The organism is Pseudoalteromonas sp. (genome assembly GCF_036960685.1).
Classification (GTDB): domain Bacteria; phylum Pseudomonadota; class Gammaproteobacteria; order Enterobacterales; family Alteromonadaceae; genus Pseudoalteromonas.
Map to the genome: position 1 here is coordinate 108,066 of NZ_JBALXK010000005.1, position 26,320 is coordinate 134,385.

The following is a 26,320-nucleotide window of genomic DNA, read 5'->3' on the forward strand; positions in this document are numbered from 1 at the left end:
TCAATAAGTACAATAATACATAACATATCCCAGGGGAAATTATGGCTAACAATCTTATAAAAAGAACGGCTGTTGCAACTGCTGTATCAAGCATCTTAATTGCTGGTACGGTAAATGCGAATACAATATCTAACAGTGCGCTTAAGCATACCAGTTACACAGCGATATCACAGGCTGATGTTGCTAATAAAAACGAACCTTCAGCATACTTAGTTGTACTTAAAGCAACAACAGCCGCTGATATGATGGAGCAAGGTGTATACCGTGTCTCTGAGGCTCGTCAAAGCTATGATGATGTTGCAATGTTACAAGGGCAGGTTCAAGATAAACTTTTTACTCTTGATAGCAATGTAAAAGTACTTGGCTCAACCAAAATACTTGCACCTACACTTATCGTGCAAGCTAGCCAAGGTGCATTAGATCGTATTGCACAAGATTCTCGCGTAGATCGCGTATTACCAATGTTTGATTATGATTTACATGTTGCGGCTACAGCTGATTATATCAAGGCATCACCGGTTGTAACCAGTGGAGCGCATACGGGCTCAACACAGACAGTTGCTGTATTAGATACCGGTATTGATTACACTCATAAAATTTTTGGCGGTGAAGGTACTGTTGAAGCGTATGAAGCGGCTCAAGCAGATCCAACTGCTGTCACTTGGCCACAAGGTCAAGTTATGGGCGGTTATGACTTCATGCGTGACGATGCCGACCCAATAGAGAATGATCCATCAATTGCACCAGCAACTGGTGATGCTACTAGTCACGGTACATCGGTTTCTCACTCTGTAACCGGTATTGCTCCTGAAGTAGAGCTTTATGTGTATTCGGTGTGTGGCGGCGGTTGCCCAAGTGCAGCACAGGTTTCTGCATTAGAAGCTGCAATGGATCCGAACGGTGATGGTGATTCAGCAGATCGTGTTGATGTTATCAATATGTCTTTAGGTGGAGAATTCGGTGACACATACATTGGTGGCGGCACTCAATTTTTAATCCAAAAAGCTGTAGAAGCAGGCGTAAACGTTGTGATTTCTGCGGGTAACGATGGTGATCATCCGTTCCGTATAGGTGGCCCATCGACAACGCCTAATGCGCTTTCTGTCGGTGCAATGACTCACCCAGCAAATGATGTTGCTGTTGCTTCGGGTACTATTGAAGGTGAAGAAACGATTATTCAACCTTCAGGGTTTGGTCCACAAACTGCCTTTGTAATGACGGATGCTGATGCTGAAGTTGTTTACCCAGCTGAAAACCAAGATGGTTGTGTTGAATTCTCTGCAGAAACTGATTTTACCGGTAAAGCAGTAATTATTGACCGTGGTGCATGTAACTTTACACAAAAAGTATTAAGTGCTCAAAACCGTGGTGCAGCATTTGTATTTATTGCTAATAATACCGATGATGGCACGCCAGCACCTATGGGTGGTTTTGATGCGGAAGTAACAATTCCAAATGTTGGGATCAATTTTGCAGCGGGGGCGGCAATGAAAGCTGCACTGACTGCTGGTGAAATGCCTACTTATAATATCGTAGTTGAACGTAAAGTAACCGCCGGTGCTGTAGCTTCTTTCTCTTCACGTGGCCCATCAATGGATGGTTTATTAAAACCTGAAATTACCGCGCCTGGTACAGCGATTATGGTTGCTGCTACAGGTACGCAAGATCAATTGGCACCTGCTACAGGTACTTCATTCTCAGGCCCTATTACAGCAGGTGCAATTGCACTTGTGCGTGAAGCGCACCCAGAACGTAGCGCGCTTGAAATTAAAGCGACGATCATGAATGCAGCAGACTTAAACGTGACTGTTGAGCCGCTCACTCTAAACCCTGACTCGCCGCTTGCGCCAATTAGTTTAATTGGTGCTGGTTTGGTTAATGTTGAAAAAGCAGTTAATCTTCCGGTTGCTGCATGGGTTGAAGATTCTGTGTTTGACACCCATCAAGCTGCATTATCATTTGGTTTAGAGCGTATGACAGAAGTAACAAGCTTTACTAAAACAGTGACGCTGAAAAACTTCTCGGATGAAGATAAAACATACGACCTTCGTATTGAAGAGCGCTACATGAACGATGTTGACAGTGGTGCCGTAAGTTTTGATATTCCTCGTAACGTTACAGTGGCAGCAAATACAGTAACAACATTTGATGTAACTATGACTGTAGATCCAACTAAGTTACCTGCTTGGACTCTAGATAATCCATTTAGCCAAGATGATCTAGCCGCTCGTAGTCCGTCACTGACTATGGCTGAGTTTGATGGTGCCTTAGTGTTCGATGACACTTCAACAGCAGATACAGACCATGATCTCCATATTGTTTACCATGCATTGCCGAAAGCGGGTGCAGAGTTAGCTTTCTCATATGAAGAAGTGAATGGCATTGGCGAGTTAGTAGTAACTAATATAGGTGCATCAGTTGCAATGCCAGGCGCCGAGTCTGTGATTGCTACAAGTGTAGAAAACCGTGATGCAGACTTTGATATTCTCACAACTACATTTGCTGCTTATGCGTCTGAGACATGTGATTCAGGTGTTTTCATCACCTCTTCAATTCAATTACGTGATGAGATTACCCATATGCGTCAAATCGGTGTTCGGATGAATCTCGATATTGATAATGACGGTGTTTACGATCATTTCATGATGAATCTAAATGATGTTGGCCGTGATGCCGCAATTCCTGGGCGCAGTCGCACATTAATTGGTGAAATTGATGCTAATGGTGAAGATGTATGGCAGTGGGGCACGCCAATGTATCACTCAGCTGGCGAAGATACCGTTACCTTCTCTGGTTGTAGTGAATTATTAGGATTAGATGCGAATATGTTGGGTGGCACAATTAATATCGCTGCTTCTGTAGGTTACCCAAGCTACCAAGCTGGAGTGTTCTTTGAGACTGATAGTGTAGTTGGTTCTACCGTATTTACAGGTAACCCAGCAGTTTCTCTAGAGTCGACAGAAGATGCCGAAGTTAAATTGTCACAGCTAGCTCCAGGACAAAAAGCGGTTGTTAGAGCCAATGGTAACTTTGCATTGACCTCTGCTACAGGCACTGATGTTTATATTAATTCTGTAACGGGTGTACCAGCAGTCCCTGTTGTGCCTAATATTGTAGCTAGTGAGTTTGCTATAAATGAAACTGCGCTTGATGGTATTACTATTGGCCGTGTTAGCTTTGAAGAAACGCCGGCTTTACGTATAGCAAACTTTGCCATTGTGAGTATGTCTGCTCCAGGCTTGATGCTTGATGCTGTAACTGGCGATATCATGGTTGAAGATACTAGTTTGTTGGATTTTGAGTCTGACGTTAAAGAAATCACTTTAACAGTGAAAGCAACTGATTTGCTTGGTACTGAATCAGCAGCTGCTGATATTAAAGTAACGATTACTAATGATGCTGATGAGTTGCCTGTTGTCGCTAAAGGTCAAAACTTCAGTGTTATTGAGTCTGCAGCTGAAGGAACTGTGATTGGTCTTCTTGAGCACAGTATATTTGAAAGTGCTGCGACGACTGTTACTGGTGGCACCGTGGCAAACACAAATTCAATTAGCATCAATGAAAAAGGTGAATTAGTTGTTACCGGTAGCCTAAGTTACTACGAGACTCCAACTCTGACTCTTGATGTAACAGTAATGGATGATAGTGGTTTAGAGTCTGAAATCGTTCAGGTTATGCTAAATGTTACCGCTGATCCTAAATCTCATGCTCCAGTCATAGAAGGTGGTCAAAAATTCAGAACTGATGAAAATGTTGCCATTGGCACTGTGCTGGGTCAATTAGCCTTCTCTGATCCAGATATGGATATTTCACCAATTACTCGCTTTATTGTATCGGGTACAACATTAGTTCGCGTTGAGCTGGACGGTTCAATTGTAACTATGGGTGAAATTGATTATGAGTTTGATGAAGAGATTGTCTTTAGTGTTCAAGCTGAAGATAGTAAAGGTTATGTATCGAAAGCTGTGAGCGTTGAGATTGACGTTAATAACCTTCGCTCTAACGATGACGATGATAACGATAGCTCAGGTTCATTAGCGTGGTTAACATTACTTGCAGCACCTTTCGCATTTATGCGTCGTCGCAAACAAAAGTAATCACTGAAGTAATTTTTACTTATCAGTAATTGAAAATGAAATACAAAGGGAGCTTAGGCTCCCTTTTTACATTGTTTTACAAACTGATATAGGTAACTAGACAGTACTTAGATATATTGCTAGTTGTGAAACAATAATAACTTTAGGGAAAAATAATGAAAAAAGGGTACTCATTTGGGTTAGCGATTTTGTCGCTTGCGGTCTTAGCGGGTTGTAATAAAGCACCAGAACAAAATTCAACAATCGTAGCCCAAAATAAGCAAGCTGCGGCACAAGAAAATGTAATGCAGGAAATTACAGCGCCAGTAGCCAATAAAATACCATTTGCGATGACTATTCATGATGATACACGTATCGATAATTATTATTGGATGCGTGATGATGAACGCCAAGATCCTGCGGTTATAGCGCATCTCAACGCAGAGAACACTTATACAGAGGCAATGCTCAAGCATACTGAATCATTGCAAGCCCGCTTGTTTGAAGAGCTTAAAGGGAGGATTCAAAAAGACGATGACTCAGTGCCAACAAAACGTGGTCAATATTATTATTCATCACAAACGCGTGGTGATAATGAGTACCCGACTTATGTGCGCAGTAGCGATGCAAAAGGTAGTGACCAGCAAGTTATTCTTGATGTTAATGAGTTAGCAAAAGGGCATGATTATTATGCGGCAACGGGGTTATCAGTCAGCCCTAATGGTAATTTATTAGCCTATGGCGAAGACACGGTAAGCCGTAGAATTTACACCATTTTAGTCAAAGACTTGAGCACAGGGAAACTGCTTGAGGATAAACTTGAAGGCACGGATGGTGATATCGTTTGGGCTAATGATAATAAAACCTTTTATTACATTAAAAAAGACTTACAAACCTTGTTAGGTTATCAAGTATATCGCCATACCTTAGGTACATCGCAAGCAGCAGATGAGTTGATCTATGAAGAGAGCAATACCAGTTACTATACAGGTATTGGTAAAAGCAAAGACCAGCAAGAAATTTATATTTTCCATGCAAGTACCAGTGCCTCTGGCGTATCAATACTTGATGCGAATGATGTTAAAGCACAACCTAAGCGCTTAATCGAACGCGAAGAAAACCTTGAGTATAGTATCGAAAAGTTGGCTGACACTTATTACATAGTGACTAATTTGAATGCCGTGAACTTTCAATTAATGAAAGTACACAAAGACAAGGCACACGATAAAGCAAATTGGCAGACGGTGATCCCAGCTCGTGATGAGGTGAAGCTTGAAGGGATTGATCTATTTGCTAATCACTTAGTTTATAAAGAACGTGAAATGGGTCAATCTCGGTTAACAGTGCGTAATTTAACCACAGCTGCTGAGCAACAACTGAGCTTTAACGACAGCAGTTATATGATCCATGCCTATGGTAATAATGAACTAGATAACCAAAGCTTACGCGTTTACTACACAAGCATGACCACACCCGCTAGTAGCTATGATATTGATTTAAATACGGGTGATAAAACCTTACTGAAACAGCAACAAGTTATTGGTGAATTTAACGCGGATAACTATGCATCAGAGCGGTTATTTATTACAGCGCGTGATGGCGTAAAAGTACCGGTTAGCCTGGTTTATCGTAAAGATAAATTTAGCAAAGATGGCACTAATCCGCTGTTGCAATATGCATACGGCTCGTACGGCGCAACTATGGATCCTAGTTTCTCAAGTGGCCGCTTAAGCTTACTCGACCGGGGTTTTGTGTTTGCCATAGCCCATATTCGTGGCTCACAAATGCTGGGTCGTCCTTGGTATGAAGATGGCAAGCTATTGAATAAAAAGAATACCTTTAATGATTTTGTTGATGTGAGTAAAAGTTTAGTTAGCCAGCAGTATGGCGCATCCGATAACATATTTGCTATGGGCGGTAGTGCTGGTGGCTTATTAATGGGTGCGGTGGCAAATCAAGCGCCAGAGCTTTATAAAGGCATGGTTGCCGCAGTGCCATTTGTTGATGTGGTGACAACTATGCTTGATGCGAGTTTACCGCTGACCACCAATGAGTATGGTGAATGGGGCAACCCAAACGACAAAGAGTATTATGACTATATGTTATCGTATTCACCATATGACCAAGTCAGCAAGAAGGCTTATCCAAATATGTTAGTAACCACAGGGCTGCATGACTCTCAGGTACAATATTTTGAACCTGCAAAATGGGTCGCAAAATTACGTGAGTTTAAAACGGATGATAATAAGTTACTGTTCAAAATCGATATGGAAGCAGGTCACGGTGGTGCATCAGGGCGTTTTAAAAGCCTTGCAGATACTGCTCTAAACTATGCCTTTATTTTAGATTTAGCCGGTATTAAAAAATAATGCTTAGCAACAAGCATTAACGTTGGGTTGATGCTTGTTTGCAGCGCCGTTGAGGCTGACATAGCAAGTTCAAATACATACTCTTCACTATTGATGATTCATAATGAGTATCAAATAGTCACATCAAGAAAACCTCACGACAATTCAATCGGCCTTATTATGCCCATCAAGCAAAGCTAAGCGAGACATCTCTTTATTTTCATACTGATTATAATCTAGACATTATGCCCTAAAACAGTCACTATAAACAAAAAACAAGGAGATGGTAATGGAAGAAAATCAACAGCTTGAACCAGTTGTGGTTGATAAAGAACAACGCACATGGGCGATGCTATGTCATTTAAGTGCATTAGCGGGATTCATCATCCCAATGGGTAGTATTATTGGTCCATTGGTTGTGTGGTTAATTAAAAAAGAAGAAATGCCATTAGTGGCGGAACATGGCCGTAAATCACTGAATTTTCAAATAACGATGCTGATAGCGTACATTATTTGTTTTATTTTAATGTTTGTAGTGATCGGTGCGATTTTGTTACCTGTAGTCGCGATTTTCTCGTTTATTATGGTGGTGATTGGCGCAATTAAAACCAATGATGGCAAATCCTTTAGCTATCCATTTAGTTTAAATTTGATAAAATAAGCCACGCTTTATTTTAATGAAACCCAGCTTCTGCTGGGTTTTTTATACGCTTTTAAAAGGTTTAGATGGCTTATTTAACGTTATTTTTTACCGCGTTTGTCTCTGCAACCTTGTTACCCAGTTCATCAGAAGTCGTACTGACGGCGATGGTCACAAAAGGCGAGTATTTACTTTGGTTGTTGTGGCTAAGTGCAACGGTGGGTAATGTGCTGGGCAGTTGTGTGAATTATTGGTTGGGTACTCAAGTGATCCGTTTTAAAGACCGCAAGTGGTTTCCCGTCTCACAGGCTAATATTGATAAAGCACAGCTTAGGTTTGAAAAATATGGCGTGTATAGCTTGTTTTTAGCTTGGGTGCCGATTATTGGCGATCCCTTGACTGTGGTGGGGGGGATTTTTAAGGTTCGCTGGTGGACTTTTTTGTGGATTGTTACCCTTGGCAAAGGTGCACGTTATTTAGTGGTGCTGGCCTTTGCCGTAGGTTTAGATAAATTGCTTTAACTTTTAGCCCAATCGAGAGTCAGTGACACTGAATCTGCAAAACGCAAGGCGTGAGGTTTATCGACCCGCGCTTTGGCGTAATTAACGCTAGAGTGGCGATGACATACTTCGAGTATCTCCGCGACCAACTTCTCAAGCAGTAAAAAGTGCCCTTGTTCAACCAGCGAAATCACTTCTTTGGTGATCACTTTATAGTTCAATGCTTGCTCTACTCGGTCGGTTTCACAGGCTTGCTCTGCGGGGTAATGAATTTCTAAATTGATCACTACATCTTGCTTTTTTTCACGCTCATCGGGGTTAAAGCCGATAAAAGTGCGCAGTCGTAAGTTAGTGACATTAATAATTGCATTGGCCATAGATTTAGCCTTTTACAAGCTGCAAAAACTCATTGCGGGTTTTTGGATCGGCTCTAAAGTTACCTAACATTACAGAGGTACGCATGCTGGAATTTTGCTTTTCAACACCGCGCATCATCATGCACATGTGTTTTGCTTCAACAATAACACCGACGCCCTTGGCACCCGTTACTTCTTCTACCGCTTTAGCTATTTGATGCGTTAACTGTTCTTGAATTTGAAAGCGGCGTGCGTACATATCGACAATACGTGCAAATTTAGATAAACCAAGTACTTTACCGTTAGGGATATAAGCAATATGACAGCGGCCAACAAAAGGCAGTAAATGGTGCTCACACATTGAGTAAAGCTCAATGTCTTGTACTAGTACCATATCGTCAGCATCAGAGGTAAATACGGCATTGTTGGTAATTTCCTCTAACGTTTGACGATAGCCTTTGGTTAGATATTCCATTGCTTTGGCGGCACGTTTTGGTGTGTCTAGTAGCCCTTCACGTTGTGGGTCTTCGCCTACGGCGGCAATGATCTCTTGGTAACTATTTTTTAATTCGTTATGCATAAATTTCTCAGTTTTAAATTAGTTATTTTAAGTGCCTGCCGCCATCAACGGGTAATGAGCGCCCTGTGATGTAATGGCTATTTAGTAACAAATCGACACTGTTAATGATTTCACGGCAACCTGGTTCGATGCCCATTAATGATTTTTTTAACGTTTTAGCACGATACGCTTCATCATCGTTTTCATTAAAAATAATCAGCGAAGGTGCAATTGCATTGACTTTTATCTGGGGCGCATACTTAGCAGCAAATGATTTAGTTAGATTATCAAGCGCTGCTTTACTGGCGGCATAGGCTAAGTGCTTAGGGCTGCCAGTATCGACAACATAATCTGTTAAATGAATGATATCAGCTGCTTGATGAGCTTGCTCGTAGTAGCATTGTAATAATTCACTGCAGGCAAGGTTGATCAAGTAAGGCGTCTTAGCATGAATGCGCATCATATTATCAAAGAGTGCCGCGCTGTCGGGGTTGTTGGCTTCACAATCCCAGCTAGAGGCGTTATGAATGATTGCTTTGAGGCTGCCAGTATGGCTTTTTAATTTATCAATAAACGCGGCGATAGCATTATCGTCAATAAAGTCTGCCGCAATACATATAGCCCCTTGCTGTGCTAAATCGTCAATTGTTTTATGGCGAGTGCGGTAGGTCACAATAATAGCTTGGCCAGCAGCAATAAAATGCTGAGCAAGGGCTAAGCCAATGCGTTGGCCTGCACCGGTAATTAAAATGGGCGATGTCATATAATGCTGTATTCTCTATGTTACGCGATTTACTTATATGGATAACTATAAACTAAATTACAGTAATGTTTCACCCATTCGCGTGGCAAAGTCATTACTGTATCATTGAGCTGTACATTACGGTTGACGATAAGAGATCGATCATGCCAATAAAACTGAGTGCAGGTTATTTCTTATTGCTGACCCGCACTCGGTTTTGTGATTGTGCAATTAATCGTAAATTGTTGGGATGGCTTGGCGTTTATGTTGAGTGCGTTGATAAATAGCAATGAGCTTTTCAATGACTTCATCACTGACGTCTTTACCTTCTAAAAAGTCATCAATTTGTTCATAGCTTAGTCCTAACGCTTCTTCATCGGTAAGACCTGGACGATCACATTCTAAATCGGCTGTTGGTGTTTTATTTACTAGTAAATCAGGTGCACCGAGTTGTTTTGCCAGAGCGCGCACTTGGCGTTTTGATAGGCCAAATAACGGAGCTAGGTCACAGGCGCCATCGCCAAATTTAGTGTAGAAACCAGTAATATTCTCGGCACTGTGATCAGTACCCACTACAAGCCCTTGGCAGAAACCGGCAATTTCATATTGCGCAACCATACGTTGGCGCGCTTTAACATTACCTTTAATAAAATCAATTTGTGCTTGTTCAGGTAGCGCTTCGCCGCCGCCAACCACCGCCGCTAATGCTTGTTCGTGCATACCGTCTGCAGCTGGCTTGATATTAACCGTTAGGCGTTTACTCGGTTGAATAAAATCAACAGCTAGTTGCGCTTCAGCTTCGTCGGCTTGAATTCCGTAGGGCAGGCGTACGGCAATGAATTGGTACTTATCTGTTTGCTGCTCGGTATTTAATTGATTAACGGCGAGTTGGCATAAACGGCCACAGGTAGATGAATCTACGCCACCACTGATCCCCAGCACCAAAGAGCGAGAATGTGCTGCCACAAGGCGGTTTTTGATAAAGTTAACGCGTCGGGTAATTTCCTGCTCAACGTCTATCTTTGCTTGAACTTTCATTTCAGCCATGATCTCGGCACGCATACTGGCTCCTAATAGTTAATATTGTCATTATTATGTTATTGCTAAAGGCTAAATTAAAGCCCTAAGTGTTGTTTTATTTTTTGTAATTCGGCTTTTAGCTCATCAATTTCTGTTAGCAGCTCATTGAGCTCAGAAGCTTTGAGTGCTGGTAATTCAGGTGGCTCTACAGCGACAGTCGTGGCACTTTGTGGATCAGCAAATAAATGGCTGTAACGACTTTCACGCTTGCCTGGTTCGCGCGGGTGTTTTACTACATGCTCAGCGTCAATCAAGGCATTTAATGCCAATTCAACTTCAGTTACATTATTAAACTCTGCGAGTCGATTACTGCGGGTTCTTAATTCACCAGGCGTTTGCGGACCACGTAATAACATCAGGCAAACAATAGCGCGTTGTTGCTCTGTTAACTGTAAATTACCAAACTCGGTGTTGCAAAAACGATGTGCAAATTTAGTTACGCGACCAGACAATCCTTCATCCTGTGTGACTAAGCGCTGAGCGAGCAATGCGTCTAGCGCTTCTTGTACTTGCGTCTCACTGAGCGTTAATACGGGCTCTCGGTTTGATTTTTGATTACACGCGTTAGTTAATGCATTGAGAGACAGCGGGTAATGCTCCGGTGTAGTGCTTTGTTTTTCAAGTAAGCAGCCAATCACGCGCTGTTCAATAGCTGTAAGTTGCATAATAAATCCTTCTGTTGTTATGCCTAAGCTTACACTTTTATTGTTTATCAAGCCATTGTTGAAGTTTCGGATTAAGCGCCTCAAAATCGAGCGGCTTGGTTAAGTAATCACTCATGCCTGCGGCTAGGCATTTGTCTCTATCACCTTGCATCGCATTCGCAGTTAAAGCAATAATCGTCACGTTTTTATAATGCGCTCCCGCATCCCCATTACGGATAGCGCGAGTTGCTTGATAGCCGTCCATTTCTGGCATTTGGCAGTCCATTAATAGTAATTTGTATGGCTGGGCAACATTGTTTTTTAGTTTTGCTATCGCTTCAAGGCCATTTTCAGCGATATCGAAGTTAATACCGGCTTGTTTAAGTAAGGCGCAGGCAACGACTTGATTGACCTTGTTGTCTTCTACAAGCAGAATTTTGTGTTGATTTGCAAGGTGCATGTTGTTTATTGCAATGTTGCTATGGGCAGGGCTATTTTGTTGTTGCTCAATAAACTTATCATTAGCCAGCGAATCAAATAAATCAGACGGAGTCAGGGGTTTAAATATCATGCAATCAACATTGATAGGCAAGCTAGTGTGCTCTTGGGAAAAGCTCATCGGTGCCATCAGGATCAGTTTTACTTGGTACTCATTTAGGTAGTTTTGAATTGCCTTTATTACTGCGTTATCAGCTTGTTTAATAAAGCTATAATCAAGCAATATAGCATCAATAGTTACTTCGCTAGCTGTTAAGTATTGAGTAATACTTGGATAGTGACTAACAATCTCAGCATGTGCGCCCCATACATGCAGTTGTTTATGAGCAATTGCGCTATTTAAAGGGCAGCTATCAATAATTACAATGTGCTTATTCTTGATTAAATGGCTTGGTAAGTCTTGCTCTTTACTCAGTAACGGTTGTACTTTAATTGAAAAAGTAAACGTACTTCCTTGCCCATAAACACTGGTAACGCTAACTTCCCCATTCATTAAATTACACAGTTGCTTAACAATCGCCAGCCCTAAGCCGGTGCCGCCATATTGGCGAGTGGTTGAAGTATCTGCTTGGGTAAAAGAATCAAATAAAGAAGCTTGCTTATCAGCTTTAATACCAATTCCAGTATCAATAATTGAACACTCTAAAAATGTACCATCAGTGGTATTTTTTAACTCGGCAATGACTATAATTTCTCCATCGTGAGTAAATTTAACAGCATTGCCAAGCAAGTTATTAATAATTTGTCGTAGCCTGTTTGGATCGCTAATAACTTTATTGACATCAATTTTAGTGGCGTCTAAAACCAGCTTAGTATTTTGTTGCTCAACCTTAAGAGCAAATGACTCGACGATTTCTCCTAGTAACTTAGGTAAATTAAAGGCAATCTCTTCAATGTTCAATTTACCCGCTTCGATTTTTGAAAAGTCTAAAATATCGTTAATAATATTAAGCAGTGATTGCGCCGATGATTGTGCTAATTGAATGTGATGCGCTTGTTGTGGATCTAACTGGGTTTGTTGCACAATATTTAGCATACCGAGTACTCCGTTCATAGGAGTGCGAATTTCGTGACTCATACTTGCTAAAAATTCACTCTTAGCAGCCACTGCTTGTTCTGCAGCTTCTTTTGCTGTTACTAGCTGTTGTTCTGTTTCGATACGCTGTTCACTTGAATACAAACTGCCAATTAAAGCCGCCACAGCGATCAAAAAACTTTCTTCGTTACGAGACCATGCGCGTGGATGAAGGCAATGTTCAGCACAGACAATACCAATTACTCCGCTCCCTGCTGGGATAGAGGCGCTTAGCATTGATTGGACTTCTAAAGGTGCTAAATAGTGCTCTGTTAGCGGCGTGGTCAGTTCGTTGCTAAGTGCATTGGGGATGCAGATCACTGCTTGATTTTCGATGGCGGAAAAGAAACCTGCCAGTTCACTTTGCTGCCAGGTATTTAGTACCGTATTATCAGGAGCCTGCTTACCGTGCTGGGCAAATAGCTGTAATTGTTCTTTCGTTTCATTGAACAGCCAAATACTGGCGCGCTTGACATTTAAGGCATCACACACCGATTGCGTGATAATATCTTTTGATTGTTTTAAATTTCCCGTCAACACTGCGCTATTAACGGTAAGAGAGGCTAGGGCTTCGTTGTGCAAGGCGGTTTTATTGCTTTCTAATTCAATGCATTTACGGGTGTTTATATCTTGCAGTGAGCCAAAAATCCGCACGCAGCGGCCATTACGCACTTCTGCTTCGCCATGCACTGATACCCACACGGGTTGGTTATGAGAATTGATTATTTCAACCTCTACTGCGTAGCTTTCACCGAATTTTATTGCTCGCTCAACAAGCTCTTTTATTGTGTCGCGGTTTGCTCCCGCTTTAAAATAAGCTAGGTTTTTTGGCCAGCTTGGCTGTTTATCTAAAGGGTATTTAAAAATCTCTTTGGTCATATCTGACCAATATACTTGCTGTGTTTCGAGGTTAAATGACCAGGCACCAATTTTTGCTAAACTACTCATAGTAACTAGCATTTTTTCATTTTGTAGCTGGCGGTTGAGCATTTTTAAGAAAACCACAAATGCTAAAACTAACAGCCCGCAAATCGTAAATATTGCTAACCGCAATGGCCAAATGGTGGTGCTTGGTGGTGCCCATCCTGTTTTTGGAGCAACAAATATCACCCATTCACCGCCTTGAAAAGTTAAGCTAAACGAAAGCGGGTCACGCTTTAAAATTTCAGAGTTTCCACGAAAATACTCCCCCTGAAGACCTAAGCCATTACGTCCTTGGATAGCAACGTGGTAGTGTTCTTCTAATTTGTAGATCCCTGCTTTTGCGTATATTTTGTCAATATCGAGTACCACAGAGAGTAATCCCCAAAAATGTTTATCAGGGGGAAGATACACAGGCACTCGGGCAACTAAGGCTTCACCACCTTGAACTAAAGTAAGAGGGCCTGCCATCACTATTTCATTGTTATCACGTGCGCGAATTGCATCGACACGCTGCGCTTTATTTTCTAAAAAATTTAGGCCAATCGCTTTTTCATTGCCAGCTAACGGGTAAGTCATCCGGATCACCATATCAGGTGCTCCACCGATATTACGTAATTCAGATGAGCTGTCGAATAGTGGTGCGGCGATTTGTGCAAAACGTTGTTGATCTAAATTAGGCTCTGCGGCAACTGCGACGGCTAAACCTCGTACTAGCTGGATATTTGACACTAATGTTGATTCTAGTTGGGTTCTATAGCTGCTCACCTCAGAAAGAATCAATAGTCGATGAGATGCTTGAGCGCGGTTATAACTAATCTGATCGACGGCTAAACTGATTAATAAAATAAACACCAGCGAACACCAAAATGTTAGTTTAAATTTATAGACCTGTTTGTGATCATGATTGTGTAACAATGGCATTTGCGACTTGTGTATTTAAGGAACGGCTGTTCAACTATAGTCAATTTATCGTGTAAATAAAAATAGTACGGATAAATAGCGCTGTTTATTTTTTATTTAAATTCCCGCGTGTTAGCTGCCAAATTAATGGGTTTATCTTAAGTATGAAAGAGCTGGATGTAGGTCGCTGTAATTTATTTACGCGGAAATTAGTGAAGAACATTATTTTTCATAAAACTATGGTTATGATAGAGCTAACTCACAGTGAAAGGACTGGTTCATGTTTAAAATAATCAAATGGTTGGTGTTAGCAATCGTTATTTTAGGGTTAGCTGCAACGGCTGTTATTTATGGCGTGCTGGCAATCAGTTTACCGGCGTTGGATGGTAAGGGGCGAAGCCATAATATAAGTCAGGCGGTGAAAATCTCTCGGGATCAACTTGGCCAAGCTGTAATTTCAGCTGACAACCGTATTGATGCGGCTTATGGTTTAGGTTTTGCGCATGGTCAAGATCGGTTCTTTCAAATGGATTTATTGCGTCGCAATGCGGCAGGGGAACTGAGTGAATTATTTGGTAAAGCAGCAATCGGGTTAGATAAGAAAATGCGCTTTCATCAATTAAGAAAACGCAGTGCGGCCATTGTTGAGCAATTATCTCAGGCTGATCAAGCATTATTAAAAAGTTACACCGCAGGTGTTAATGAAGGTTTAGCTCAGGTCGGCTTTACTAGTTTTGAATACTTATTAACGGGTGCGCAGCAAAAACCTTGGCGTAGTGAAGACAGTTTGTTGGTAATTTACAGTATGTATTTAGACTTGCAAACAGCGACTTTTGAACGAGATCAAGCATTGATCCAAATTGCTGATATCTACGGTGCTGAAATGGTCAGCTTTTTAACGCAACCCAGCCAATATCAAGCCGCGTTAGATGGCAGCACTCTTCCCCCTTATACATTAGGTATTCCTGAGTTTCCTAAACAAACCTTGCAAGCGATATTGAATATCGATGCAAACCAAGAGCGTGGAAGTAATAACTGGGCAGTGACCGGGCAGTTAACGACCACCGGTGCAGGAATGCTGTCGGATGATATGCACTTGTCTATGGCGGTGCCGGTTATTTGGTATCGTGCGCAACTAAACTATCTGACGTCTGGCAAACCAAGCCAAGTCACCGGTGTTTCTTTGCCTGGCGCACCCGCCATTGTGGTAGGGACTAACAATAAAATTGCCTGGGGATTTACCAATGGTTACTTGGATACCGCTGATTGGATCGCATTAACTGAAAATGATAAAACGTGGCAAGAAGTAGAACATATAACGTTACCCGATGGGTCATTTGAACAATACCAACTCACACAGAGTGAATTCGGGCCCGTAAGAGAAATTAATGGTCAGCCTTACGCGCTTAGTTGGGTAGGGCATCAGCCTTACGCTGTTGATATGGACTTATTGAAATTAGAACACGCAACCACAGTAGATGATGCACTGAGTCTTGCCGCTGATGTAGGTATCCCGGTACAAAACTTAATGGTGGTAGACAGCCAAGGCAATGCTGCTTGGAAAAATATGGGGGCGATCCCCGGACGAATTCAACCGAGTGAGTTGGCGGTGCCTGCCAGTGATTACTCAACGAATTGGCAGCAAAATGAACAACAAAGACCTGCGCTTAAAAACCCTATTGATGGTCGTTTATGGACAGGAAACTCCCGGGTTGTGTCGGCTGAGGATGATCTGCGTTTTGGTAATGGTGGTTATGCGTTAGGGGCTCGCTCGAGCCAGATTCGTGACCGATTGTATGAAAAAAAACAGTTTAATGAAGCTGATTTTAACCAGTTACAGCATGATAATCAGGCGCGTTTCTTACAGCCGTGGCATAGCCTATTACTGAAACAGCTGCATAAAAATAGTACTGCGAATCAGCAATACATAACGGAGCTCGAAAACTGGCAAGCGTGTGCTTGTGCAACCTCTGTAGGCTATACACTGGTTAGGCGTTATCGTGATGAAGTGATCAATAGTGTGTTTTCAGCTATGCAGGCAACATTGCATACTCATGATGGCTCATTAAAGTATGTAAAACGAGATTTAGAACCGGCAATATGGCAGCTGATTGAGCAGCAACCAAGTAGCTGGCTAAACCCACAATTTACCGACTGGGATGCGCAGCTAAGTGACTCATTTAGCCAAGTTATAAGCAAGTTAACTGCAGAGTTTGGTAGTAACTTACATGCTTGGCAGTGGGGAAAAGTCAATGAATTGGTGATTGAACACCCATTTGCCCAGCAAATTCCGCAATTAAGTAAATTCTTGAATATGCCGACTGCCGCAGGTTTTGGTGATAGCTATATGCCCGCGGTACAGGGGCGCAGTTTTGGGGCATCGCAGCGTTTTATTGCCCAGCCGGGATATCTAGAAAACGCCATAATGGCTATTCCAGGGGGGCAATCAGGACATCCCCTGTCACCTTTTTATCGCGCAGGATTTGATGATTACATAGCGGCCAAAGCAACGCCATTACTGCCGCAAACATTAATTCATGAAATTACGATAGTGCCATTAGCTCCACTTTAGCTTATTTATGAAACCTCGCTCAGGGCTGGCTTATCTTTTAAGGCAGTCTTGAGTGGTCTTTAAGTTGTGCAATAAATATTCATTGAGTAAAACGAAACTACGTTAGTGAAAAATTAATGTCTATTCCACTTACTTCAACCCTGTTGTTGGTGCTATCTTAAAAACTAAATAACCTGTGCTAAGCAAGCGTTCAGAGCTAATTAGGTATTGTGCCTGTTGGTTAATCGAATAAATGTCCTACGCCTAAAGGAGTTGTGTATGTCGGCAGAAAAAACCCATCTTGAGATATGTAATTTAACAAAAGAGCAGTATCCACAAATAAAGACCTTAATGGATCAAGCTTATCCAGATTTAGGTGGGGCGTGGCCTAGCCATACCATTTTCCGATTGATTGACCAGTTCCCTGAAGGACAGTTGGGGATGGTTGACGATGGTGTGCTTGTGGGCATTGCCTTGAGTGTGCAAGTGGATTACACGCGTTTTTCAAATCCACACACCTATGAGGATATTGTGGATGGTCATGATCGGGTATTTAGTGACCCAGATGGTGATGCCTTATATGGCTTAGATGTGGTTATTTCGTCTACACATCGTGGTATGCGTCTAGGGCGCAGGCTTTATGATGCGCGTAAAGAGTTGTGTCGTCAGTATAACCTGCGGGCTATTTTGGCTGGTGGTCGTATTCCGCGTTATTACAATCACAGCAATGATATGAGCCCAACAGAATATATTGCTAAAGTTGATCATAAAGAGCTGTATGATCCGATTTTAAGTTTTCAATTATCGAATGATTTTCAGGTGAAGCGTTTACTTAAAAAATACTTACCTGAAGATCAAAATTCAGTTGGTTATGCCACGTTACTGGAGTGGAATAACATTATGTTTGAACCGACTGATACCGTACTTGAATCAACAAAGTCGATAGTACGGGTGGGGGCTGTGCAGTGGCAAATGCGTAGTGTCGAGTCAGTTGAAGAAATGCTCACTCAGGTTGAATACTTTGTAGATACGGTGTCTGATTACAAAAGTGATTTTATTCTCTTCCCTGAATTTTTTAATGCGCCACTGATGGGGCTGACAGAGCAAAGAAATCAAACCGAGGCTATTCGTTATTTAGCAGAATACACAGAGACTTTCCGTGATGCGATGTCGCGCATGGCGATTGAATATAACGCAAATATTATTACCGGCTCAATGCCCTTGGCCGAAGGCGATAAAATTTATAATGTCAGTTATTTATGTCACCGTAGCGGTAAAATTGATGAACAACGTAAAATTCATATCACCCCGCACGAACAAAATGACTGGGTGATCCAAGGCGGTGATAAAATAGCGGTATTTGATACAGATGCCGGACGTGTTGGTATTCAAATTTGCTACGATGTGGAATTCCCTGAACTGTCGCGTATTTTAGCGCAACAAGGGTTAGATATTTTGTTTGTACCATTTTGGACTGACACTAAAAACAGTTATTTACGTGTACGCCACTGTGCGCAAGCACGAGCCATTGAAAATGAATGCTATGTGGTTATTGCCGGCTCGGTAGGTAACTTACCTGAAGTTGAAAGCTTAGATGTACAATATTCGCAATCTGCCGTATTAACGCCATCTGATTTTTCGTTTCCACATGATGCAACATTAAACGAAGCAACCCCTAATACTGAAATGCTGCTATTTAGTGATTTGGATATGGACAAATTAAAAGTGCTACACAGTGAAGGTACAGTGCGTAATTTAAAAGACCGTCGTAAAGACTTATATGACGTAATATTGAAAAAGAGAGAAAATTAATGGCGTGGATTTATTTAATTATTGCCGGTTTATTGGAGATTGGTTGGCCGGTGGGGTTAAAAATGTCACAGGATGGAGAAAACCGCTGGTTGGGTATCGGTATAGCCGTGGCGTTTATGGTCGCAAGTGGCTTTATGCTATGGCTAGCGCAACGTGATATTTCGATGGGTACTTCTTATGCGGTATGGACTGGTATTGGTGCTGCGGGAACATTTCTTGTTGGTATTTTATTTTATAACGATGCGGCGACATTTGGCCGTATTGCCGGTGTATTAATGATTATAAGTGGTGTGATCACTTTAAAAATCAGTCACTAACTGCGTAATTTAAAAATTATAAAGCGGCCCCATGGTGGGCCGCTTTTTTTACGCTGAAGGTAACATCACTAACACCGCTGCAATGGCAATTAATAACAGCCCTGCACTGTCTTGGCGTTTTAATGGTTGCTTGAGCCATAGCAAGGAGATCAAAATAGTAAAAAACACTTCCACCTGCCCTAAGGTTTTAACATAGGCGACATGCTGTAAACTCATCGCACTAAACCAGCCAATCGAGCCAATGCAACTAAAGAAACTAACGGCGCTGGTGGTTTTTTTATGAGCCCACATTGCGCGAAATGTAGGGCGTTCCCGTACAGCAATATAGCCACAAAGCATGATAGTTTGTAGGCTAATAATAAGCAGCAAAACCCAGGCGGCAGAATAAGGAAACGCAAGTCCTGAGCTCAAGCTTGCTTCTCTGATCCATGATGAAGAAAGCGCGAATGCAGTGCCGCAAGCTAAACCTAACAAGGCGGTTTTGAGGCTAAAGTGCTTAATATTAGTAATGCCACTTAATAGCAATACTGCAATTGATCCAATAAACACGCCAAGCCAGCCGAGTAAAGATAGAGTCGCGCCAAAAAATAACACCCCCAAAATAGCGGCAACGAGGGCTTCACTTTTTGCAAGACCCGCACCCACTGCAAAGTTATTCATTTTAAATAATTGCACCATCAGCCCTGTGGCAATAATTTGCACTATACTTGCGCCGACAATGTAACCTATAAAACGAAGATTGAAAGAGGGCAATGGCGCATCTTGGTAGCTATATAAGGCGATTAAATAAGCCAATGCAAGCGGGCTTGCCAGTATAAAGCGCGCTAAAGTAACCCCTGCAACGCTTACGTGTGCACTAAGCTTACTTTGTAAAGCGTTGCGCCATGACTGCATAAAAGCGGCTAAAATAGTTAAAAAGATCCAAGTCATAATGAAAAAACAGCAAGTAAGAGAGGCGGATACGTTACCAGTGCAAGGGCTTTAAAGCGAACTAAGAATAGCTAAAATGAAAATAATTCAGCTGCGACAATATGTCACAGTTCCAAAACGCTGCTACTGAGCTATAGTTACAGTGATGTTATTGTTAGCCGCCATTGTTTAGTAAGCAACGGCGGCTTTTTTATGTTAGTTTCTATTACTTCAATTAAAACTAACAAGACCTAAATTTAGGATAGGAATTACAATGACAACCTTACTAATTTGCGCACTATTAGCGGTACTAATGCCCTATCTAGCTAAAGCGCCAGTAGCATTGGCGATGAATAAACTCGACGGCTATGACAACAAACATCCACGTGATCAGCAGTCTAAGCTTACTGGCTTTGGTGCAAGAGCTTTGGCAGCGCATCAAAACTGTTTTGAAGCACTGGCAGTATTTGCCGTAGCGTTAGCGGTTGTTTTAGGTACTAACAACGTTCATCAAGTCACTGAGTTGTTGGCTATTACTCATATTGTGGCTCGTGTTTTATACTGTGTTTTTTATTATTTAAATTTAGATATACTGCGCTCGTTGCTTTGGTTTATTGGTTTAGGTGCTGCAGTCGCTATGATCGTTGTGTGTATTTAAAAACAGCTAAAACGCCAAAGCAAGCGGCTTAAACAAGGCGCTTGCTTTAGGGTCTTTGCGTTTTACTACCTATTTAGGCACAACAGTCTATTTAGCCGCAACGGTTATTTTTTCGATCAGATCTTCTGATGTGTAATGCTTATCTATGGCAAAGTCTAGCTGCACCAGCACATCTTTAAAGCCAGAATCCGAAGGCTTATATTGCCACTGCTTTAACGCTTTTTTCGCTTCCCTATTGAATACTCCCTCAGGCTTGGCATTAACTACTGAGATATTGGCCGTATTGCCTGCTGGATTAATATCGTACTTTAAAACCACTGAACCACTTATACCTTGCTCTGCTGCTTGTATTGGGTATAAAGGCTCAATTCGCATAGTCGGTGAAATTGATTGCTTCGCGGTTTTTGCTTCTGGTTGTTTAGCAATAGCCACGCTGCTTAACATGCCTGCGGCAAAAATAAGCAGTGCCCCTTTGGCAATTGTTGAGCTGTTGCCGTTATGTTTGATTTGATTGAGTCGTTGTAACATAGTGTTTTTATCTCCATAGTGTGAATAAGCCATCAAGCCTGCGCGGGTATTAGCGGCGCAATTAATGAGGGCTTTGCTGTATAAAATCCGTTGTTGAGTGGTTTTATTCAAGAGTACTTTTTCATCACATGACAACTCTTGTAAACGTCTGAAACTCAGATAGCCGAGCCATGCCAGTGGGTTGAACCAAAATACCAACGTAGTCATAAGTAACAACATATTGAGTAAGTTATCGGCGCGCTTTATATGTACTTGTTCATGTTCAATGATGAGTTTTAACGAAGCGCTATCGGTTTTCTGCAGATAGCCCGTTGGCAGCACTAACTGAGTACGTAATAAACCAATCACCATCGGTGTACTGATAGCATCACTTTGTAGTAACTGAATATCTGGATTATCCTTAGCAAATAGCTCATCGTTAAGAGCAGTCAAACGCAGTTGTTTGATAAAGCGTTGATGTGACAACATGGCGATAAAAGCTAATAAACACAATACAAGGCCATATAGCAGCGCCCAATTAATACTGAAATCAGGCAGCAAGGCTTGATTTGGGGTGATCAGCATAGTGCTTATTGCGGCATTTTGGAGTGGTTTTAAGTGCGCTGGTAAATTAGCGAGTAGCAGCGTAACGGGAATTAACAGCCACAGCTTATAGACAAAGTTTGCACTGAGCCATTTTAATGCATAGCGCTCTAAAAGAAGCAGGCTAATTATTAGGATGCTGAGCAGGCACTGTTGCTCAATAAGCCAGTTAAAAGTTATTTCTAGCATCTTGAATCCTTACTTTTGCTGCTTTTCCCAGTCATCAATGACTTTTTTAAGCTCGTTGATGTCTTGTTGAGAAAGTTGCTCTGATTTCGCAAAACCACTTACTAAAGGTGCAATGCGGCCACTAAAAAATCGTTCAATAAAGTTTTGGCTTTCTTTGAGGGTGTATTCAGCACGTTCCATACAGGGGGTATAAATATATTGGCGGCCATCTTTTTCAAAGCTCAGAGCGCCTTTTTTAACAAGACGACCGAGTAAGGTTTTAATGGTTTTTTCGTGCCACTGCTTTTCATCGCTTAAACGTTCAATGATCTGGCTTGCTGTAGCTGGGTAGCTAAGCCAAAGTGCATCAAGTACTTCAAACTCTGCTTTGGATAATTCAATCATCAATATAGCCTACAAATGTAATCTTTAAATTAAGATTACACCTGTAATCATTTTTTGCAACTAATTTGTGCAAAAATTAATTAATTTTTTAAAATATCGAATTTATTGATTTTAAGGTGATTGTTTTCGGCTAAATCGAGTGTTGCTAAATTAAGATCGCTAATTTGCTCTCGATAGAGGTCTATAACTTTATAGCCGCAGTAATGCGCCATTTTCCGGATTTGGCGATTAAGGCCTTGCTTTAAAATAATACTGAACTGGCATTGAGCTATTTTTTCCACCGTACAAGGTAAGGTGATTTGTTTATTTACAGGAACACCTTGGGCCATTTTTTGACAAAAGTCGTCATCCAAAGGTTTATCAACGGTGACCAAATAGCGTTTTGGTTGGTGAAAGTCAGGGTGGATCAGCTGGTTACAAAACTCCCCATCGTTAGTCAGTATTAGCAGGCCTCGAGAATCTTTATCTAGTCTGCCAATTGGATAAACTCGGGTCGCTGTTGGTAGATGATGAATTAAGCTGCTTGGATCATGTTGATTAAGCTTGCAATCGATCCCCACAGGTTTGTGGTAGGCATAATAAACCAGTGCGGCTTTACCTTGAATGCGCTTGCCATTGACACGAATATCGTCGCTATCATCAACGTGATCAATATGGTTTGCAGGGCGAGAATTTACGCTTACTAGCGCGTCATCAATTAAACGTGAGGCTTGTTTACGAGAGCAGACGCCTGCATGGGCAAGGTATTTAGCTAGGCGGGTTTTCTCGCTCATTAATTAATTCACTACGATTTAAATTGATCAAAGTATATCAAAACTGCGTACAGATAACTTAATCTACTGTTAAAAGGGTTACCCGATGGCGATTAAATTATCAGAACTTAAAAATCACCAGCCTTTGCAAAAAGTCATTGTACATTCACTGGAAATGGCGCTGTATCAAGTTTCTGTGATGATTAATAACGTTGAATACTATGTTACGGACGACAAGGGCGATTTTATTCGCGGGTTAAGCCCACTGCATATTCAAAAACGCTTTGAGCACCTCAGTTATATGCAAATGCTACTGCGACATACTAGTGCCTATGACGAAATGTGTGGCCAGAGCGAGAAAATAACCAGTAATATGTTAGAAGTCCCTTATGGGAAAAATAATTTATACTAAGGTTTTGATTAATGACTAGGTGCTTATGTACACACTGATTGATGATGCCAGTGAGGAATTTTTAATACAACTGAAAGGCCGGGTTGTTGCCTTTAATCAAACACATTTTGATACGCAAAGAATTCCTTTAGGATTTAAGTTAGTTGACGAAAATCAACAGGTAATGGCAGGGATAACAGGCCAAGTATTTGGCAATTGGTTAATGATAAGTTGGTTGTGGTGCGCTGATATCGCACGGGGTCATGGCTTAGCAACTCAGCTATTGCACACAATTGAAGAACATGCGCAACAGCTTGGCGCTAAGTGGGCCCAGTTAGACACCTTAGATTTTCAAGCAAAACCGTTTTATGAAAAAAACGGCTATACAGTCAAATACCAATTAGATAATTACCCGCTTTCAGGCTCTCGCTACTTTATGGAAAAGCGACTTTAGGCATGAAATTAGCGAATAATACGGATTTTATCTTTTTTCCATTTTAGTAGTACATGGCTACGAAACCACACTGGTTGTAGTTTGTTATAAGCTTGTTCTTTAATATCTAAAAAACCGTTGGGGGTTACTTCAGCGAAAGGGGTAAGCTGGTTAGAGTTATCGAAAAAATAAGCCCTATGACAAAGCTTAGTCATATCATATAACTGCTCTAGACTGCGTTGATAGCGGCTTAGAATTTTGTCGGGAGGGACAGGGTGGCCTCCTGATATAACGCGTTCATCAACACGGCCTAAATTAATTTCAGGATCATTTATGCATACGTAGTAAAGATAACTCTGAAATCCCAACTCGTTTGCTTGGGCTATATAATCAAGATGGCTGTGGTGGCTCATGACAGATTCATAGCTGTGCGAGATTTTCTTTTCTAACCAGCTTTGTCGTAAATCTTTTGATATTAATTGAGCTTGTTGTGACCTTTTAATTGGGTCATCAATTAACAGTGACTTCTCAATTTCATCGGGGTTGGTGTATTGACCTAAAGGTACATCGTATTTTTGTCTTAACTCATCCGTGAGTGTCGTTTTTCCTGAGCCATTAGGTCCTGCAATTAGTTTTAGCCTTGGCATAAATCATCAGCTAAAGAAGGGAAGTTATTGATAGCTGTTAGGGACTTTACCTTGGTCTCTTGACCATCAGGTGAGACTTTAACTATGTACCCATTTTTTGAAATAGTAATCGTCGCTTGATTCATTTTGGCCCTCAATCTTGCGTGCACTGTCGCTGACTTCGCAATAGCACTGAGAGTTTTTAAATCTATAAGAGGGTCTTTACGTGATACTTGTGATATACGCTTTATTGCATTGGTGGTGTCTGTCATATAAACCCCTTCATTGATGTTATTTAAAATTCACATTTTGAATTATATACGCTATTTTTCGGTTTCGCTGCCAATAGATGTAATAAGTACGTTTTCTTGCTCAAAAGTCAGCCCTAAGAATGGCGTCGCTTCTGGTGCCAACATAAAAGTACGAATGTTCATATGATCGTGGCCGTCAGGGTTACCTAATACATCCTCGCGGTAAAATGCGCCAAAGCAATCTAAGGTATTTTGTTTACTCAGTTGATTGAGCTTTGCAAACGCAAAGATTTTGCACGAACCATTATTTTCACCAGCAGCACTTTTTAAACCGTGGTTATTAAAAGCGCTCGGTGTAAAGCTATAATTCGCTTCGATCACTGCCATACTGTCACTAAATTCAAGCTGTTGTGGTTGTTCAGCTAAGCGGCTTAAAAAATCGTTGAGTGTCATGGTTGTCCTTAATATAGGTTATTGTTTTTCTAGTTCAAGCTGATTGTCGAGCTGATTAATATTAAATTTAAAGTGTTGTAAAAAGTTCATTCCTAATAGGCCATAGCCACTATGATTGTTGATCACCAAAATGTCAAAGTCGTGCAAAATTTGTTGGCCAATTTTAATAGTATCAACTCGGTAGTGCTCTGCGTTTACTTGGCCATTTGCCGTATTTACGCTCATATTGTTGATATATTTTGGTTGTGGGTACAGAGATTCTAGCAGTTGCTTTGGTAGCACCGTAAAGCTTGCGCCAGTATCTATCATCAGTTGCGTATTTACATCGTTATTAATAGTAATATCAATAAGATAATGTGCCCCTCGTTTTTCTAAGGGAATTTTATCAAGGCCGTTAATGGCATTGTTAATTTGTGTCTGTAGTGCTGCTGTTTGGCTTTGCAGGGGATGCTCTATGGGTAAACGGTCTAAGCTTGACTGCGCACTGGCCAGATCATTGAGCTGATAATAAGCATGCGCAAGGGCGAATAGAAAACGTGGATTTTCATTATCATAATCAAGCCATGCCAGAGTTTGCTCAGTAATAGTTTGCCATGCTCGGCGTTCATGCAGCGCTTTTAGTTGCGCAATAGTGAGTTGCGTTAAGCGCATATTGATGGCGACTAGCTGGCTTTCATTGGCAAGGGGTTTAATTGCTAACAATGCCACTATCGCTTGGTTGGGCTGCTGGTTTTTTACTAAGCGCTCGGCATCAAGTTGTAACATGTTGACGTTGTATGGATGGCTGGTTAAAAACGCATGCAAAAAACGCTCAGCGGTTGTTAGTTGATTATCGTTAAGCCAATCTTCAACGCTATTTAGCCATTGAAAATACAGCTGCTCAGCTTGTAGTGGCTGTGCAGCTTGCAGTTGTTGATAACTAGCAACGGCGGCACTAAATTGTTGTTGGTTAAAATACTGTATCGCTTGTTGGTAGTGAGGGCTATGTAAATTAGCCAGCGGTTGCTTTAATTGAGGCTGTGAAGCAACTTCTATATTGGGCTTTACTAATTCTGTTGGCCATAATAAATAGCCATTTAGTACAATAGATACCGTAAGCACTATAACGAGTATGCCTGTGGAGAATGTCCTTTTCATGTTAA

Annotated in this window: 24 protein-coding genes; 10 read left to right on the forward strand and 14 right to left on the reverse strand. The window is 41.4% G+C overall.

From position 1 onward, the window contains the following. Positions 1–41: 41 nt before the first annotated feature. The 4 genes from V7783_RS06690 (at position 42) to V7783_RS06705 (ending at position 7,585) form a co-directional block, all read left to right on the forward strand. Positions 42–4,097, forward strand: coding sequence for a S8 family serine peptidase (locus V7783_RS06690; protein ID WP_335678065.1), 4,056 nt, complete (start codon positions 42–44; stop codon positions 4,095–4,097). Positions 4,098–4,252: 155 nt separating this feature from the next. Beyond that, positions 4,253–6,445 carry a S9 family peptidase gene (locus V7783_RS06695; protein WP_335678066.1) on the forward strand — a complete coding sequence of 731 codons (2,193 nt, stop codon included), beginning with the start codon at positions 4,253–4,255 and terminating at the stop codon, positions 6,443–6,445. A 268-nt stretch (positions 6,446–6,713) separates the two neighbouring features. Next, positions 6,714–7,085 (forward strand): DUF4870 domain-containing protein, encoded by a 372-nt coding sequence (locus V7783_RS06700; protein ID WP_335678067.1) that lies wholly within the window; start codon positions 6,714–6,716, stop codon positions 7,083–7,085. 65 nt (positions 7,086–7,150) lie between these two features. Beyond that, a complete protein-coding gene (locus V7783_RS06705; RefSeq protein WP_335678068.1) occupies positions 7,151–7,585 on the forward strand; it encodes a YqaA family protein in 435 nt (144 codons plus the stop codon). On the opposite strand, the gene folX is transcribed toward V7783_RS06705, so the two are convergent. The 6 genes from folX to V7783_RS06735 form a co-directional block, all read right to left on the reverse strand. Next, entirely contained in the window at positions 7,582–7,941 is a 360-nt protein-coding gene (folX, locus tag V7783_RS06710) for a dihydroneopterin triphosphate 2'-epimerase (protein ID WP_335678069.1), read from the reverse strand. The genes V7783_RS06705 and folX overlap by 4 nt on opposite strands. Before the next feature lie 4 nt (positions 7,942–7,945). After that, a complete protein-coding gene (gene folE, locus V7783_RS06715) occupies positions 7,946–8,500 on the reverse strand; it encodes a GTP cyclohydrolase I FolE (protein WP_335678070.1) in 555 nt (184 codons plus the stop codon). A 22-nt stretch (positions 8,501–8,522) separates the two neighbouring features. Further along, positions 8,523–9,242: a dihydromonapterin reductase gene (folM, locus tag V7783_RS06720; RefSeq protein ID WP_335678071.1), complete on the reverse strand. Its 720-nt coding sequence runs from the start codon at positions 9,240–9,242 to the stop codon at positions 8,523–8,525. A gap of 210 nt (positions 9,243–9,452) precedes the next feature. Then, positions 9,453–10,283 (reverse strand): ammonia-dependent NAD(+) synthetase, encoded by an 831-nt coding sequence (nadE, locus tag V7783_RS06725; protein WP_335678072.1) that lies wholly within the window; start codon positions 10,281–10,283, stop codon positions 9,453–9,455. Positions 10,284–10,336: 53 nt separating this feature from the next. Then, positions 10,337–10,966 carry a YceH family protein gene (locus V7783_RS06730; RefSeq protein WP_335678073.1) on the reverse strand — a complete coding sequence of 210 codons (630 nt, stop codon included), beginning with the start codon at positions 10,964–10,966 and terminating at the stop codon, positions 10,337–10,339. 37 nt (positions 10,967–11,003) lie between these two features. Beyond that, positions 11,004–14,363 carry an ATP-binding protein gene (locus tag V7783_RS06735; RefSeq protein WP_335678074.1) on the reverse strand — a complete coding sequence of 1,120 codons (3,360 nt, stop codon included), beginning with the start codon at positions 14,361–14,363 and terminating at the stop codon, positions 11,004–11,006. A 259-nt stretch (positions 14,364–14,622) separates the two neighbouring features. On the opposite strand from V7783_RS06735, the gene V7783_RS06740 reads away from it, so the two are divergent. From V7783_RS06740 to V7783_RS06750, 3 genes are all read left to right on the forward strand, one after another. Further along, positions 14,623–16,914, forward strand: coding sequence for a penicillin acylase family protein (locus tag V7783_RS06740; protein ID WP_335678075.1), 2,292 nt, complete (start codon positions 14,623–14,625; stop codon positions 16,912–16,914). Positions 16,915–17,172: 258 nt separating this feature from the next. Continuing rightward, positions 17,173–18,705, forward strand: coding sequence for a carbon-nitrogen hydrolase family protein (locus tag V7783_RS06745; protein ID WP_335678076.1), 1,533 nt, complete (start codon positions 17,173–17,175; stop codon positions 18,703–18,705). Next, entirely contained in the window at positions 18,705–19,022 is a 318-nt protein-coding gene (locus V7783_RS06750) for a DMT family transporter (protein ID WP_335678077.1), read from the forward strand. Before V7783_RS06745 ends, V7783_RS06750 begins: the two co-directional genes overlap by 1 nt. 48 nt (positions 19,023–19,070) lie before the next feature. Here V7783_RS06750 and V7783_RS06755 read toward each other — a convergent pair whose 3' ends face one another. Next, positions 19,071–19,952, reverse strand: a complete 882-nt coding sequence (locus tag V7783_RS06755; protein WP_335678078.1) for a DMT family transporter — start codon at positions 19,950–19,952, stop codon at positions 19,071–19,073. 253 nt (positions 19,953–20,205) lie between these two features. Between V7783_RS06755 and V7783_RS06760 the strand changes: the two genes are divergently transcribed. Continuing rightward, the gene (locus V7783_RS06760; RefSeq protein WP_335678079.1) at positions 20,206–20,589 is read left to right on the forward strand and encodes an MAPEG family protein; all 384 of its coding nucleotides are present in this window, start codon (positions 20,206–20,208) and stop codon (positions 20,587–20,589) included. 87 nt (positions 20,590–20,676) lie between these two features. Here V7783_RS06760 and V7783_RS06765 read toward each other — a convergent pair whose 3' ends face one another. The 3 genes from V7783_RS06765 to V7783_RS06775 form a co-directional block, all read right to left on the reverse strand. Further along, on the reverse strand, positions 20,677–21,888 hold the full coding sequence (locus V7783_RS06765; protein ID WP_335678080.1) for a M56 family metallopeptidase: 1,212 nt from the start codon (positions 21,886–21,888) through the stop codon (positions 20,677–20,679). A gap of 9 nt (positions 21,889–21,897) precedes the next feature. Further along, positions 21,898–22,272, reverse strand: coding sequence for a BlaI/MecI/CopY family transcriptional regulator (locus tag V7783_RS06770; protein WP_064666829.1), 375 nt, complete (start codon positions 22,270–22,272; stop codon positions 21,898–21,900). Between the two features lie 80 nt (positions 22,273–22,352). Next, the gene (locus tag V7783_RS06775) at positions 22,353–23,045 is read right to left on the reverse strand and encodes a pseudouridine synthase (protein WP_192540830.1); all 693 of its coding nucleotides are present in this window, start codon (positions 23,043–23,045) and stop codon (positions 22,353–22,355) included. An 85-nt stretch (positions 23,046–23,130) separates the two neighbouring features. Here V7783_RS06775 and V7783_RS06780 point away from each other — a divergent pair, with 85 nt between their 5' ends. Together V7783_RS06780 and V7783_RS06785 are read left to right on the forward strand one after the other, a co-directional pair. Next, a complete protein-coding gene (locus V7783_RS06780; protein ID WP_283709651.1) occupies positions 23,131–23,436 on the forward strand; it encodes a DUF6482 family protein in 306 nt (101 codons plus the stop codon). Between the two features lie 25 nt (positions 23,437–23,461). After that, positions 23,462–23,869, forward strand: a complete 408-nt coding sequence (locus V7783_RS06785; protein ID WP_192540832.1) for a GNAT family N-acetyltransferase — start codon at positions 23,462–23,464, stop codon at positions 23,867–23,869. An 8-nt stretch (positions 23,870–23,877) separates the two neighbouring features. On the opposite strand, the gene V7783_RS06790 is transcribed toward V7783_RS06785, so the two are convergent. The 4 genes from V7783_RS06790 to V7783_RS06805 are packed head-to-tail and all read right to left on the reverse strand — an operon-like array spanning position 23,878 to position 26,315. Then, positions 23,878–24,495, reverse strand: coding sequence for a zeta toxin family protein (locus tag V7783_RS06790; RefSeq protein ID WP_335678081.1), 618 nt, complete (start codon positions 24,493–24,495; stop codon positions 23,878–23,880). Further along, the gene (locus V7783_RS06795) at positions 24,483–24,746 is read right to left on the reverse strand and encodes a hypothetical protein (RefSeq protein WP_064666834.1); all 264 of its coding nucleotides are present in this window, start codon (positions 24,744–24,746) and stop codon (positions 24,483–24,485) included. The genes V7783_RS06790 and V7783_RS06795 overlap by 13 nt, the downstream gene beginning before the upstream one ends. A 51-nt stretch (positions 24,747–24,797) precedes the next feature. After that, positions 24,798–25,178 carry a HopJ type III effector protein gene (locus V7783_RS06800; protein ID WP_064666835.1) on the reverse strand — a complete coding sequence of 127 codons (381 nt, stop codon included), beginning with the start codon at positions 25,176–25,178 and terminating at the stop codon, positions 24,798–24,800. Between the two features lie 18 nt (positions 25,179–25,196). Then, positions 25,197–26,315 carry a TIGR02281 family clan AA aspartic protease gene (locus tag V7783_RS06805; RefSeq protein WP_192540835.1) on the reverse strand — a complete coding sequence of 373 codons (1,119 nt, stop codon included), beginning with the start codon at positions 26,313–26,315 and terminating at the stop codon, positions 25,197–25,199. Between the last annotated feature and the right edge of the window lie 5 nt (positions 26,316–26,320).

Bases quoted from the DNA above. Each gene is read 5' to 3' on its own strand.
- V7783_RS06775 (WP_192540830.1), bottom strand. From the start codon at position 23,045: ATGAGCGAGAAAACCCGCCTAGCTAAATACCTTGCCCATGCAGGCGTC.
- V7783_RS06745 (WP_335678076.1), top strand. From the start codon at position 17,173: ATGTCGGCAGAAAAAACCCATCTTGAGATATGTAATTTAACAAAAGAG.
- V7783_RS06695 (WP_335678066.1), top strand. From the start codon at position 4,253: ATGAAAAAAGGGTACTCATTTGGGTTAGCGATTTTGTCGCTTGCGGTC.
- V7783_RS06740 (WP_335678075.1), top strand. From the start codon at position 14,623: ATGTTTAAAATAATCAAATGGTTGGTGTTAGCAATCGTTATTTTAGGG.
- V7783_RS06805 (WP_192540835.1), bottom strand. From the start codon at position 26,315: ATGAAAAGGACATTCTCCACAGGCATACTCGTTATAGTGCTTACGGTA.
- V7783_RS06700 (WP_335678067.1), top strand. From the start codon at position 6,714: ATGGAAGAAAATCAACAGCTTGAACCAGTTGTGGTTGATAAAGAACAA.
- V7783_RS06770 (WP_064666829.1), bottom strand. From the start codon at position 22,272: ATGATTGAATTATCCAAAGCAGAGTTTGAAGTACTTGATGCACTTTGG.
- V7783_RS06750 (WP_335678077.1), top strand. From the start codon at position 18,705: ATGGCGTGGATTTATTTAATTATTGCCGGTTTATTGGAGATTGGTTGG.
- V7783_RS06690 (WP_335678065.1), top strand. From the start codon at position 42: ATGGCTAACAATCTTATAAAAAGAACGGCTGTTGCAACTGCTGTATCA.
- nadE (WP_335678072.1), bottom strand. From the start codon at position 10,283: ATGCGTGCCGAGATCATGGCTGAAATGAAAGTTCAAGCAAAGATAGAC.
- folX (WP_335678069.1), bottom strand. From the start codon at position 7,941: ATGGCCAATGCAATTATTAATGTCACTAACTTACGACTGCGCACTTTT.
- V7783_RS06705 (WP_335678068.1), top strand. From the start codon at position 7,151: ATGGCTTATTTAACGTTATTTTTTACCGCGTTTGTCTCTGCAACCTTG.
- V7783_RS06730 (WP_335678073.1), bottom strand. From the start codon at position 10,966: ATGCAACTTACAGCTATTGAACAGCGCGTGATTGGCTGCTTACTTGAA.
- V7783_RS06790 (WP_335678081.1), bottom strand. From the start codon at position 24,495: ATGCCAAGGCTAAAACTAATTGCAGGACCTAATGGCTCAGGAAAAACG.
- V7783_RS06755 (WP_335678078.1), bottom strand. From the start codon at position 19,952: ATGACTTGGATCTTTTTAACTATTTTAGCCGCTTTTATGCAGTCATGG.
- V7783_RS06795 (WP_064666834.1), bottom strand. From the start codon at position 24,746: ATGACAGACACCACCAATGCAATAAAGCGTATATCACAAGTATCACGT.
- folM (WP_335678071.1), bottom strand. From the start codon at position 9,242: ATGACATCGCCCATTTTAATTACCGGTGCAGGCCAACGCATTGGCTTA.
- V7783_RS06735 (WP_335678074.1), bottom strand. From the start codon at position 14,363: ATGCCATTGTTACACAATCATGATCACAAACAGGTCTATAAATTTAAA.
- V7783_RS06800 (WP_064666835.1), bottom strand. From the start codon at position 25,178: ATGACACTCAACGATTTTTTAAGCCGCTTAGCTGAACAACCACAACAG.
- V7783_RS06765 (WP_335678080.1), bottom strand. From the start codon at position 21,888: ATGCTAGAAATAACTTTTAACTGGCTTATTGAGCAACAGTGCCTGCTC.
- V7783_RS06780 (WP_283709651.1), top strand. From the start codon at position 23,131: ATGGCGATTAAATTATCAGAACTTAAAAATCACCAGCCTTTGCAAAAA.
- V7783_RS06760 (WP_335678079.1), top strand. From the start codon at position 20,206: ATGACAACCTTACTAATTTGCGCACTATTAGCGGTACTAATGCCCTAT.
- folE (WP_335678070.1), bottom strand. From the start codon at position 8,500: ATGCATAACGAATTAAAAAATAGTTACCAAGAGATCATTGCCGCCGTA.
- V7783_RS06785 (WP_192540832.1), top strand. From the start codon at position 23,462: ATGTACACACTGATTGATGATGCCAGTGAGGAATTTTTAATACAACTG.